Raw genomic sequence first — 12,887 nt, forward strand, 5'->3', positions numbered from 1 at the left:
GGGCGGGTGAGCGGCGGCCTGCGGGAGGCCGCCGGGTCACTGCTGGGGTGCGGGCGGGGGAGGGGGCGGGGTCTGGCCCTGCTGGCCCTGTTGGCCCTGTTGGCCCTGCGGAGGTTGCGCGGGCTGCGGAGCCTGCGGGTAGCCGGGGTGGGGTGCGGGGGCGTACGGCTGGCCGGGGTGCGGCGGGGTCGCGAACTGGCCCGGCTGGCCCGGCTGCCCCGGCTGGGCGCCAGGGGCGGGGGGCTGGCCCGGGATGGGCTGTCCGGGGTGACCGGGGTGTCCGGGCTGCGGCGGGTACGGCTGACCGGGTTGTCCGGGCTGTTGCGGGGCGTACTGACCCGGCGCCGGCTGGCCCGGTTGTCCGGGATACGGCTGCTGCGGCTGTCCCGGGTACGGCTGTTGCGGCTGCCCTGGGTACGGCTGTCCCGGGTGGGGCTGGGCGGCGTAGGGCTGCGGCTGGCCGGGCTGTCCGGGGAAGGGCTGGCCCGGCTGGCCCGGGAAGGGCTGGCCCGGCAGCGGCGGGGCCGCGACCGGAGGCGGGTTGCCGTCGGAGGTCCACAGCCCGTGCGACTGCTGGTGGCGGACGAAGTCCTCCGCGACCATCGCCGCGAGGTTGAAGTACGCCTCGCGCACCTTCGGCCGCATCATGTCGAGGTTGACCTCGGCACCGGCGGCCAGGTGCTCGTCGAAGGGCACCACGACGACGCCCCGGCAGCGCGTCTCGAAGTGGGCGACGATGTCCTCCACCTTGATCATCTTGCCGGTCTCGCGCACCCCCGAGATCACGGTGAGGGAACGGGCGACGAGGTCGGCGTAGCCGTGCGCGGACAGCCAGTCCAGCGTCGTACTGGCGCTGGAGGCACCGTCCACGGACGGCGTGGAGATGATGATGAGCTGGTCGGCGAGGTCCAGCACGCCGCGCATGGCGCTGTAGAGCAGACCGGTGCCGGAGTCGGTGAGGATGATCGGGTACTGGTTGCCCAGCACGTCGATCGCGCGGCGGTAGTCCTCGTCGTTGAACGTCGTGGACACCGCCGGGTCGACGTCGTTGGCGATGATCTCCAGACCCGACGGGGCCTGGGAGGTGAACCGCCGGATGTCCATGTAGGAGTTGAGGTACGGGATCGCCTGCACGAGGTCACGGATGGTGGCCCCGGTCTCCCGGCGCACCCGGCGGCCGAGCGTACCGGCGTCCGGGTTGGCGTCGATCGCGAGGATCTTGTCCTGCCGCTCGGTGGCGAGCGTGGAGCCCAGCGCGGTGGTGGTGGTCGTCTTGCCGACACCGCCCTTGAGGCTGATCACCGCGATCCGGTAGCAGGACAGCACCGGCGTCCGGATCAGGTCCAGCTTCCGCTGGCGCTCGGCCTCCTCCTTCTTGCCACCGATGCGGAAACGGGAGCCGGCCGCGGCCGGGCGGCCGCTGCGGGCCTTCTGCCTCTTGTTGTTGAGCAGCCGGTCTGAGGACAGCTCCACGGCCGCCGTGTAACCGAGCGGTGCGGCCCCGGGGTTGGTCGGCTGCCGCTGGTCGTGCTGTATGGGCTGCGGCCACCCGGCACCGGCCCGCGGATCGACGGGCTGCTGCGGAGGCTGCGGTACGGAGCCCTGGGGCTGCCCGGGCTGGGGTGCACCCTGCGGGGCATCGGCCGGGGGGTGCGCCGTCTCGGGCTGCTGCTGCCCGCCGGGCTGCTGGGGCTGCGGCTGACCCGGCTGGGAGGGCTGGGAGGGCTGCGGGGGGTGGGCCTGCGGCTGTCCGGGCTGTCCGGGCTGCGGGGGCTGTGCGGGGTGCCCCGGCTGTGCGGGCGGCTGCGGGAAGCCGTAACCGCCGGGCTGCGGGAAGCCGTAACCACCCTGAGCCTGCGCGCCGGGACCGGGGCCGACGCCGGGCTGACCGCTCTGCGGGAAGCCGTAGCCGCCGCCCTGCGCCGCCGGGCCGGGCGGCGTCGGCTGCGGGAAGCCGTAACCCGCCGGAGGCGGCGGGGGAGTGGGCGCGTCACCCTGCTGCGGTGCCGCGGGCGCGTTCCAGGCGGCGGGCGCGGGCTGCGGCGCCTGCGGCTGGAAGGGCGGCTGCTGGGGCGGCATCGGCTGCTGGGCCTGCTGGGGGGGCTGTTCGGGGGCCTGCGGCTGGGGCTGCGCGGGCCACTGGGCCGCGGGAGCGGGAGCGGCGGGCTGGTACGACGGCGGCAGCGGCGGAACCGCGTCCTGGGGCGCCGGCGGGGGACCCCAGGCAGCCGGAGCGTCCTGGACGTCGCCGCCCGCGGTGGCGTCGGCGGGGGCGGCCGCCTGAGCGACGGCGTCCTGCACGTCGTCGGCGGGTCGGCCGGCTGCCTCCGGGTCACCGCCCTCGCGGTCGCCGTCGGTGCTGCCTTCGGTGCCGGTGCCGGTGCCGGTGTCCATGCCGGTGGCCGGATCGGCCGTGGCGGTCACGGGCTCAGGAACGCCGGAATCGGAGTCGGTGATGCCGGAGGCCGCGTCCGTGTCGGCGTCGGTGTCGCCGTCCGCCTCGACATCCGTAGCCGTCTCCGCGTCCGCGTCGGTACCCGCGGCCGGAGCGGGCTCGGTTTCGGAGTCGTCGTCCGAACGCTCTTCGTCGGCCCCCACCGAGGCGTCCCCCGAGCTCTCCGGGACCTCCGAACCCTCCGGGCTCTGCTCGTCCTCCGCGCCCTCGGTGCCGCCGTCGGACGTTCCGGGAACCGGCGCCTCCGTACCACCCCGGCCCTCGCGCTCCGCAGCGCCCTCCTCGGCCCCCGCGCCCTGCGCGGCAGCCTGCTGCGCCGCGTCGCGCTCCGCGAACTCCCGCTTGAGAGCTGCCGCCGAGATACGCATCGTGGCACCGCTGACGACGTCACCGCTCCCGGCGGCGTCCTCCGCCTCCGGCGCCACAGGGGCGGCGGCGGGTGCGGGCGTGGGCGCCCAGGAGGACTGGAAGCCGCTGCTCGGCGGCGGACCCGGGAGCTCGACCGGGGGACCGACCGGCGGAGGCGGCGCAGGGGTCGCGGGCGGCGCCGGGGCCGGTGCCGGGGGCTGCGGCGCCTCGCCGGCCGGGCCCGACGCGTTCTGCGTGTACCAGGCGGGTGGCGCGTAGTCGATGGTGAACTCGCCCGTCGTCTCGATGGCGGACTCCGCGTCGGACTGGTCATCGCCGGGTGTGGCCCAGCCCCCGCGGATCCCGTCCCGATCGCTGTTCACAGTTCCTCCTGGTGTGGTCGAGCACCCTCATGCCGTGCTGGGGCGACCGTTCGTGTCGTACGGGATCGGTCGCGAGCGGTCGTACGTCGACCGAACCGGAACCATTCCGGCCTGTCCGGCCGTGTGGTCCGCCCGGTCCTCCCCCGGAGCGCCGACGGCCCAGCCGCGGGTTCTGATGTGGCGCCCGGTCCCAGCCTAATCACCACGGGCAGGCTCATGGCAGGCCCGTCCGGCGCTCCGTGCCCCTCCACACCAACCCGGCCCGGTCCCAACTCGCCCGCGGACGCGCACGGACGACCGGCCAAACCGGTCAACATCCCCCAATGTCGGTCAACAAGGTCGACGGAAAAAGTCTCCCGACACTGTCGGTCGACAACGCCGGTCAGCGGTGGACCCGTTCAGTCCACGTTCATGCGGTGGACCCGCTCAGTCCATGCGGCGGGGCGTGCCCAGCAGTCCGATCTCGGCGTCGGTGGGTTGCGTCATCACGTACTGCCGGTCCCGGTCGCCGCACCACAGCGTGACGCCGTCGGGCAGCGTCGGCAGGGCTTCGACGTCCGTGCGCGGCAGCGCCATCGTGCGGCCCAGCTCGGCCGCCTCGTCCGGCGAGATCCGCTGCACGCCGACCAGCCGCGCCTGCCGTATCAGCCGGGGCGCGACCGGACTCAGGTACGGCAGCAGCGTCACCACCGACTGCCAGGGACCCGAGACCACTCGGCCCCGGGGCGGTCGCATGCCGCAGTCGCGCACCACCAGCACGGGCGTGCCGGCCGACGCGCCCTGCGGGGGGACCCGGCCCACCTCGTACACCGCCAGGCCGTTCTGCCCGCCGCCCATGGCGTGCACCATCTGCATCCAGGCCTGTGCCCGGCCCGTCTCCACGGCCACGCGCGCTCCGGTGGCCGCCGCCCGCAGGGCGAGGACCTGTGCCGTCCACAGGCTGCCGATGAGCACGACGTCGTACGGCGTGGGCCGGTTCAGCCCCAGCACCGCGGGCTGTCCCTCCGGGTCCACGCCGATGACGACACCGTCGTCACCGATGGGCAGCGCGAGCGCGTCCACCTGCTCCGCCGACAGCGCGTGCCGTCCGTGCCGCGGACCGATCAGCCCGAGACCGGTGCGCAGCCGCCCGCCCATCCGCTCGGCGACGGAGGACGCGGTGGGATCCGGCGCACCGGGTGCCTGCGGGTTCACGAGGCTCATCGGGCTGTTCACCGGGCTGTTCACCGGACTGCTCGGGCTCGCCGGACTCATGGAGTTCATGGAGGTCGTGGAGGTCGTGGAGGTCATGGGAGTCATGGGGGTACTGGAACTCACCGGGCGCCTCCCAGGGGCAGCGTGGCGAGCATGCCGGGCACCTGCTCCCGGTCGAGGCGGGCGAGCCCCACGCTCGCCTGCCGTGCGGCGTCCTCCAAGGCCCGCCGCGCGGCCACCAGTTCGTCGTCGCTGCGTCCGGTCACCCGCACATGCCCGCACAGCGCCGTCGCCTGCCGCTCGCCGGGGGAGAGCGTCAGACTGAACGTGGTGGCAAGCGCGGGCACACTGGTGACGGCTGCCACAAGCTGCGGCAACGACGGCCCGCGGCCCCCGAGTTGCGGCCAGCGCCGCACCCAGTACGTGGTGTGCCGGCGGTTGTCGCAGCGCCAGCTGCGCCCGGACTCCTCGGTCCGCCGCTCCCGCGTCTCGGTCCGCCCGGCCTCCGCCGTCACCAGCGGGTTGGCGCACGCGGAGGTGGCGATGGCGGCGGTCAGCTCCTCCTCGTTGAGGACGGTCGCACGGAACCCGGCGCCGGTCAGCCGGCTCGCGAGGTGATCGGCCACGCGCACGAGGCACTTCTGCGCCCCGACCAGCCCGCCGCCCCGCGCGTCCACCGCCTCCTGGCACAGCTCCGGATTGAGCTTCAGCGCGATCCAGGTGATACGCACCGCGGGGGCGCCGGTCTGCTCCTGCAGCGGCGCGTAGTTGGTCACGGCCACCGAGTGCTGCGGAAGGTGCAGCGCCGGCGCCGGCTGGGTGTGCAGCACCACCTGCGCCGACTCCAGCCTTATCCCGTCCACCTCCAGCGCGTCCCGCACCAGCCCGACCGGCAGCGGCTGCCGCCCCCGCTCCGCCCGCAGCGCGGTGACATCGGCCTCCACCTGCACCACGGCACTGACGAAGGTCCCGTCCCCGACCATCCCCACCGGCCGCCGGTCCCGGCCGCCGTAGGAACACGTCCGCAGACTGGGGTCGCACTCGAAGGCCGGCGCGAAACCGGACTCGGTGCCCGGCGGCACCGGAGTGCTCGCCGCCCGCCGCTTGCGCGCCCGCAGCGCGAGCACGGTGCCCAGCCACTCCGGAAGCGAACGCCCCCGGCGGCGGACGAAGGCGAGCGCCACGAGGACGACGGCGACCACGGCCGACGGCACGAGCGCGAACGGGCCGACCACCCAGCCGCACAGCACCAGGGCGGCGGCCAGCTCAAGCAGCACCAGCCGCTGGCGCACGAAGGAACCGCCACGCCCCGAGCGCGATGTCGGATGCGGTGCGAAGGGACCCTGGGAGCCGGAGGACCGCGTCCCGGAGGGCGCGACGGGACCGTGCGACCGCGCCCCGGACGGCCCGGCGGAGCGGGGAGCACGCGAGCCCGACCGCCTGCCGTCGCCCGATCGTGATCCCGATTGCGATCGCGACCGGGCCCGTGTTGCGGAAGCCATCACTGCAAAACCCCCGAACTCTCCCGAAAACTCTCGTGCACGGCCCCTTCCGGGCCCCTGCACCCTACCCGTGCCACGGGCAGCACCCCACAACAGGCATAGTAGGGGCCGGTGCTGACAGTCGTGGCACCAGAGGCAGCCAAGGGGCGGGGCACGGAGCGCGCGCATTCTCCACCACCCCTTCACAGCTCTGCACGGGGAGAGAGCGAAAACAGATGGCATCACGGCGGGACGAACTCAACGCCTACACCTTCGCGAAGCGGCGCATGCTCGCGTCCTTCCTCCGGCCCTCGCCGTCGGGCTCCGAGGAGGCCGCTCCCAAGCCGCTGGGCGCCGTGGTGCCCGGAGTCGTCGTCGGCGTCGTGGTCCTCGCGGTGTTCGGCGGCATCGGCCTGTTCAGCCCGACCGCGCCCAAGGGCTGGGACACACCGGGGGAGCACGTCATCGTCGCCAGCGACTCCACGACCCGGTACGTGGTGCTCAAGACGGGCAAACAGACCCAGCTGCACCCGGTGTTGAACATGGCCTCCGCCAAGCTTCTCCTCGACCCGAACAAGGACAGCGTCATCACCGTCGACGAGAAGGTCCTCGACAGCGGCAAACCCCCGCACGGCGCCACCATCGGCATCCCCTACGCACCCGACCGCCTGCCCTCCCCGCAGGAGGCCGAGACCGCCAAGCGCTGGGCGGTCTGCGAACGCCCCGGCGCCGGCGGCCGGGCCATCCAGAAGGCGGCGTTCGTCTTCGCCCAGAAGGAGTGGTCCAGGACCGAGGGCAGCGCCCGGCTCAAGGGCGGCGACCTGATGTACGTCGTCGGCCCCGACGGCAAGAGCCAGTACGTCGTCGACGCGCGCGGCTACCGCTACCAACTGGCCGACCCGGCCGACAAGGAACTCCTCAAGGCCCTCGACACCCAGGGCCGCGCCCCGCAGCGGGTCTCCCAGGAATGGCTGGACACCCTCCACCCGGGCGACCGCATCGCCATCCCCACCATCCCCACGAGCGACGGCACACCCGGCGCCAAGGCGGGCGCCTTCAGCGGCCTTCAGCAGTACGACCGCTACGACAAGGTCGGCATGGTCATCAAGGCCTACGACGGCCGGCGCATGCAGTACTACGTGGTGCTGCGCGGCCACGTGGCCCGCATCTCGGAGTTCACCGCCACACTGCTGCTCAACAGCCGCGCCCTGGTCGCCGTCGGCCAGGCCGGCGAGGCCCAGCAGGTCAGCCCCGGCGCGGTCACCGACAGCACCACGTTCATGGCGGACAAGACCTGGCCGACGTACAAGCCGCGCACGGTGAACGACGGCACCAGCGCCACCACCGGCCGCAACACGGTCTGCAACGTCCTGCGCGCGGTCGGCGCCAAGGGCCGCACGACCCTGTCCACCTGGGTGGGCACCGACTTCCCGGCACAACTGCCCACCGGCTCCTCCAGCGCCTACGTCACCGCCGGCTCCGGCCTGCTCTTCCGCCAGTTCCAGGGCCAGGAGACCAACGCGGGCGGCGTCTTCCTGGTGACCGACACGGGCCTGCGCTACGCCCTGCAGTCCAACAGCGACAGCGCCACCGACGACAAGGGCATCGGCACCTCCGCCCAGCAGCGCCAGTCGGAGCTGAACGAGGCGCGGATCGCCCAGACCCGGCTCGGCTACGCCCAGGTGAACCCCACTCCCGTGCCCATCGAGTGGTCGACGTTCCTGCCGACCGGCCCGCGCCTCTCGGAGGCGGCGGCCCGCCAGCCGCAGGGCTCGTAGCGGCAGAGGAGACGAACTGATGCTGAAGGTACGCCCGTTCCGCAAGGCACAGGAACCCCGCACGGCAGGCACGGCAGGCACGGCAGGCCGAAGGGCGGCCTTGATCACGGCCGCCACCGCCCTCACGGCGACGACCTCGGCCATCGCCCTGCCCGCGACGGCCGCCCACGCGGACGACGGCCAGTGCACGTTCCCGGCCAAGCCGTACACGGGCCGCCCCTGGGCACTGCAACGCGTCAACCTCGACGAACTGTGGGCCCAGTCCACGGGCAAGGGCGTCCGGGTCGCGGTGATCGACACGGGAGTCGACGTCAAGAACCCGCAACTGCGGCACGCGGTGGACGCCTCGAAAGGCATGAACAACCTCCCCACCAAGAACGCCAAGGGCGAGAAGATCGACCGCGGAAGCCCTCACGGCACCACGGACACCGTCGGCCACGGCACGCGCGTCGCCGGCATCATCGCCGCCCGCCCCGCCAAGGGCACCGGCTTCGTGGGCCTGGCACCCGGCGCCACGATCATCCCGATCAAACAGAACGACGCGGAGGGCGACGGCACGGCCGCGACCCTCGCGCAGGCCATCAAGCACGCGGTCGACGTGGGTGCCGACGTCATCAACATCTCCCAGGACACGGCGAACGCCGTGCGACCCGACTCCAGGCTTGAACAGGCGGTCGACGACGCCCTCGCCCACCAGGTGGTGGTCGTCGCCTCGGCCGGCAACGACGGCCTCGGCGGCAACGTCAAGATCACCTACCCGGCGTCCTACCGGGGCGTCCTCGCGGTGGCCGCCTCCGACCGCAACAACGAACGCGCCTCCTTCTCCCAGTCCGGAGACTTCGTCGGCGTGGCCGCCCCCGGCGTGGACATGATCTCCACGGTTCCCGGCGGCGGCCACTGCTCCGACAACGGCACGAGCTTCTCGGCCCCCTACGTCGCCGGGGTGGCCGCCCTCCTGAAGGCCAAGTACCCGAAGTGGACGGCCCGCGAGATCGTCGCCCAGATCGAACAGACCGCGGAACGCTCCATCCCCGGCCACGACCGCCTGGTCGGCTGGGGCGTGGTCGACCCGGTCAAGGCCCTCACCGACGTCGACCCGGCCCACCCGGTCCAGTCCCCCCACCCCGAAGGCGGCGTCACCCGAGCCGAGGCCCCCTCCGTCCCCCCTCTCCACTTCGGCGAAACCCCCGAACAACGCGACACCCGCCTCGGCACCTACGTGGTCATCGGCGGCCTGGTCGCGGTGGCGGGCCTGGGGGGAACAGCGGTGGCGGTACGAGACGCACGACGGAGGCGCGGCCGCGCGGGCGGTGTCTCGTGACGACGATGGCGACCACGAGCTTCATCCTGTTCGCCGTCCTGGTGGCGATGGCCTGCGTCAAAGCCTTCCGAGTACGTGCCTGGCGCACATCGATCAACCCGTCGGCCCCCGAAGTCCCCGACCCCCCAGTACGGCGTGGACGCCTCCCTCACCGGTCCGACGACAGCCACTGAGGCGTCCTACCGCGTCACGGCCGGCGGTGCCGCGAAGACCTTCTGCGTGCACATCACCCGCACACACACGGACGACGCGGAAACAGTGGCCCCGGGCCTACCGGGGGACGAGGCGAAGGTGACGATGCCCGAGTACTCGTATGCGGTATCCAGCCGGGCGGGGGAGTGCTGAGCGTCGCCGCGAGTCCGTATGGGCCACCATTTTTGACTGGCCATCAATGCGATCTTGCCGTCGACATTGACCTGACAGCGCTTCCTGCCGGGGACGGGATTCTTTGTGGGCGGATTGTCCGATACGAAGGTTCGAAGTAGATGTGCCTGCGTGACCTAGCGGCCGGCGAAGAGCTGGTGGTTCAAGAGCCCGGTAGGCATGGTCGCTGCTTCTTGTAAGTCGCTGTGTAATCAGTGATCAGGTCCTTCATCGCCGTCTCGTCGGACCGGGCCGGTTTGAGTACCTTGATGAAAGTGCTGATGTCCTCGACCTCGATGCCGGCACCCCGGCACTTGATCAGCGACACGGCCGCGCGATTCGCATACGCGATGGCGCCGTCGTCCGCAGTCTTCTGCTGTGAGACACGTGCTCGACTGATCAGAACGTGCTCGGCCGAGTCACCCGTGTTGATTCGTTCGCGGCTGACCATGAGTACCTGGGTGTCGTCGACGGAGAGCACGCACAGCTCGTTCCCTTCATCGATGTCTCCGTCCTGCTGCACGTCGAGGTTCTCGCCGGAGGCGGGCAGCAGACGGGAGAGCGCATCGGTCGGCACCGACACGCCGCACAGGTTCTTGGGAATGGTGAATTCCCTGGTCGCCTCGCCTGACGAACAACCGACTGCCACCGTCATCACGGCAAAAGCGGACACACCGCGCAGGACATACGATTGACGTTTCCGGCAAGGAAACAGCTTGGGATTGCCGCCTCGCATGTCAGCTTTGGCAGGGAAGTGTCGTGTGATAGGCCTCGGAAAACGCGGCCAGAAAACGCTGCATCTTCTGGCTGATATCCCCCGTGGGGTGGGCCACAGTTACCTCGAACGAAAACCTCTCGGCCTTGTGCTCCGTGTTCTTACAGTCGACCACGGTAAAGGCTTTGTCGTCAGACAGTGCGAATCGGCCACCGTCGGTCGAGCGGGAATTGAACACCAGCTCCTTGTCCGCCGCCTGCTTTGCAGTGGTCCCGGACGGCCGCCACACTCCCTTGATCGCCAGCTCAATATTTCCGTCCACCAGCACGTCGCAGAACTCGTGCGTCGCGGGCCCGCCTGAGCTTGACTGCGTTACTCGCAGTTTGTCGCCTGCGGGAAGCAGAGCACTGGTGAGATCAGGAGCCACGGCTGCGCCGCAAAGCTTCTCCGGCACGGTGTAGCTCTTCTTCTCTCCCTCGGAGCAGCCGCTGAGCAGCAGTCCCACGAGAACACCTAGCATGACGATTCGTTTGTCGCGGATCACGATGCGTCTCCTGCGCTCTCCATCTTCGCACCAGTAGTGTGCCCCGTGTCCGCGCCGTTCGCTGCGGCATTCATAAGGTCGTTGCGGGTGTCTGCGTCCAGTCCCTTACCGCGTGTGGCGATGTCAACGGCGGTCATTGCCGAGTCCCTTGCTGCCTGTCGCCCTGAATCGTACGTTGCCGTAGCATCCGCCTCGGCCTGTTCCGACGAGTCCTTTTCGATACTCTTCATGATGGACTCCTGAATGTCCTCCGAGGCCCATTCGAGGGGGGCGCCGGCGATGGGAACCCGCTCGCCGACCTTCTCGATCCCCATGCCCAAGATGCGATTTACCCACTTCTGCTTGTCTGCCGCAGCCTCGTTGAACTCCTTGTCCGAGGCCGCGTGGTAGTCAAGGACGGCGTCAGCCCGCGACTCGCTCATGATGCCCGCGATCACGCCACCCGGATATGTCGCATCCCTGAGTCGTTCGGCGTCGGAGACTGATGAGTGACTACTCCCGTTCATCACTTCATTCACGATGTGCGCTGTCTGCGCTTGTTGAGCTGTGGTGATGGACGCGTATGCGTGCGGATCCTGGCCGACTTCCGCCAGGAAACGGTGCGCCGAGGTCGGATCCAGCTCCGCGGAAACCCCGAACGTATCAAACGGATCGCCCTTGGACCGTGCGAGCGACTGCTGGAAGTCGGCCATGTACTCCGCAGTGATATCTCCAAGGCTCCCACGCATTGCGTAGAGAGGCCCCGTCTTGGCGTCTTCCAGATCACCATTCTCATTGTGGCGAATGAGCTCAGGATGCTGACCGAACTTGTCGACGATCTGGCTGACGAGTTGCGCCCGCGCCTCAGTGTGCTTGATGGCGTCGGCGGCCGCGTCGCTGTCGTACGGCCGGCCCGTTGTCGCCGCCTCCAGGGCGTGGCCGAGGGCCTCGGGGCCGAAGCCCAGGGCGCGCTTGGTCTTGTCCTCGTCCGCGAGGACGTTCGTGTCGTTCGTGTCGATCGTCCACTCGAAGTCCTTGTCGGTGAACAGATCGAGGTACGAGTCGAAGCCGAGGTGGCCGCCCGTCTTCACCGTGCCGTCCTCGTTGTAGGCGGTCGGCGTCTGGGTGAAGAACTTCTCGGAGGCCTCGGGACTGTGCCCCAGCGCTTCCAGGACGCTGTTGAGCGGGTCGTTGCCGGTGCCCAGCTTCCCCGACGGGTTGAAGCCGTAGATGTCCGGGCTGCCCGCGGGTTTGTTCATCAGGAAGCGGTACGGGTCCTCCTTGTGGAGCTGGGTGATGTGCTCCGCAATGGGTGTGAGGAACCGCGCGTCGTAGTTGCCGTAACGGAGCAGGCCGCCGAGCACCTGATAGCCGTACGGCTTGTTCATCTGGCCGGGCTGCCAGCCGATCTGCTGGGTGCCCAGACGCCGGAACTCCGAGTTCCACGATGACGACAGATGCTGCTTGTGATCGGGGTCGGTGGCGTTGGCCAGCGTGTAGCCCATCACCTTCTGCAGGTCCCGCACCTCGTTCAGGCGCGTCTTCGTCGCGTCCGCGTCGGTGCCGTCGATGGACATCTCCGCGTAGAACTGCAGAGCCTTCTCCGGACCGCCGAGCCCCTGGTAGAACTCGGTGGCGAACTCGCCGTCCTTCTCCCGGGAGTTGAAGCGCAGCAGGCGATTGAGCTCCGTCAGCTCCGCGTCGGACATCTTGTCGCCCTTGCGGGCGAGTTCCAGGGCGCGCTCGACCTCGGCGTCGTTCAGGGACTCGTACGTGCTGTGGCCGGCGTTGTGCGCGTCGTTGCCGTGGCTCTTGGCCAGCGCGCGGGCGACGGAGGCGTCGATCTCGTCGGCGTGCGACAGGATGTCGTTGATCCGGTTCTCCAGGTTCTGCCTGGAGTCGAGCTGCTCCTGCGTTCGTTCGTCCGTGTCACCACGCACATGGGGAAAGAAGCATCGGACCTTCCCGCCGCCGATGTCCTCCACGCGGACCCCGAGCTGGGTCGCGTCATGACTGACGGCGGTTTGGAGCTGCTTCTGCAGCGAGACCAGTTCCCTGTGCCCGTCGTCCAGCACCTGGTAGATGCTGTTCGCCTCGGTGTGAAGGTCCGACACCTCCTTGGTGGTCTTGGTGATGAACTCCCGCGTGACCGTCGCGTTGACCCCGGCCCAGCGGGCCTTGTCCGACTTGGCCTGCATCCCCGTGCGGGCGTCCTCCGCCAGCGTCTTCAGACTGTCGACGGTCTTCTTCCAGTCCGTGACCGCGGTTTCGAGCTTGCCGAGGTCGACTTCCATGAGGTCCGTGAAGTTCACAGCCATCGGTGCTT

General features: G+C 70.5%; 8 protein-coding genes. 2 read left to right on the top strand and 6 right to left on the bottom strand.

Going from position 1 to position 12,887, the window contains the following annotated elements; translation table 11 throughout:
- Positions 1-36 precede the first annotated feature (36 nt).
- The 3 genes from IE318_RS37415 to eccE form a co-directional block, all read right to left on the bottom strand.
- Entirely contained in the window at positions 37-3,186 is a 3,150-nt protein-coding gene (locus tag IE318_RS37415) for an SCO5717 family growth-regulating ATPase (RefSeq protein ID WP_189907382.1), read from the bottom strand.
- A gap of 426 nt (positions 3,187-3,612) precedes the next feature.
- On the bottom strand, positions 3,613-4,323 hold the full coding sequence (locus tag IE318_RS37420; protein ID WP_189907400.1) for a hypothetical protein: 711 nt from the start codon (positions 4,321-4,323) through the stop codon (positions 3,613-3,615).
- Positions 4,324-4,499: 176 nt separating this feature from the next.
- Positions 4,500-5,882: a type VII secretion protein EccE gene (gene eccE / locus IE318_RS37425; protein ID WP_229904011.1), complete on the bottom strand. Its 1,383-nt coding sequence runs from the start codon at positions 5,880-5,882 to the stop codon at positions 4,500-4,502.
- A 215-nt stretch (positions 5,883-6,097) separates the two neighbouring features.
- On the opposite strand from eccE, the gene eccB reads away from it, so the two are divergent.
- Together eccB and mycP are read left to right on the top strand one after the other, a co-directional pair.
- The gene (gene eccB / locus IE318_RS37430) at positions 6,098-7,639 is read left to right on the top strand and encodes a type VII secretion protein EccB (RefSeq protein ID WP_189907383.1); all 1,542 of its coding nucleotides are present in this window, start codon (positions 6,098-6,100) and stop codon (positions 7,637-7,639) included.
- A 19-nt stretch (positions 7,640-7,658) separates the two neighbouring features.
- Positions 7,659-8,960 (top strand): type VII secretion-associated serine protease mycosin, encoded by a 1,302-nt coding sequence (mycP, locus tag IE318_RS37435; protein WP_189907384.1) that lies wholly within the window; start codon positions 7,659-7,661, stop codon positions 8,958-8,960.
- A 526-nt stretch (positions 8,961-9,486) separates the two neighbouring features.
- Here the strand turns inward: mycP and IE318_RS37440 are convergent.
- The 3 genes from IE318_RS37440 to IE318_RS37450 all read right to left on the bottom strand — a co-directional run bounded on the left by IE318_RS37440 (position 9,487) and on the right by IE318_RS37450 (position 12,879).
- Positions 9,487-9,996 (bottom strand): hypothetical protein, encoded by a 510-nt coding sequence (locus tag IE318_RS37440; protein WP_229904012.1) that lies wholly within the window; start codon positions 9,994-9,996, stop codon positions 9,487-9,489.
- 64 nt (positions 9,997-10,060) lie between these two features.
- Entirely contained in the window at positions 10,061-10,582 is a 522-nt protein-coding gene (locus tag IE318_RS37445; protein ID WP_189907385.1) for a hypothetical protein, read from the bottom strand.
- The gene (locus tag IE318_RS37450; protein WP_189907386.1) at positions 10,579-12,879 is read right to left on the bottom strand and encodes a hypothetical protein; all 2,301 of its coding nucleotides are present in this window, start codon (positions 12,877-12,879) and stop codon (positions 10,579-10,581) included. Before IE318_RS37450 ends, IE318_RS37445 begins: the two co-directional genes overlap by 4 nt.
- Positions 12,880-12,887 lie beyond the last annotated feature (8 nt).

It is taken from the genome of Streptomyces spiralis, assembly GCF_014654675.1.
In the GTDB taxonomy this organism is placed as follows: Bacteria; Actinomycetota; Actinomycetes; order Streptomycetales; family Streptomycetaceae; genus Streptomyces; species Streptomyces spiralis.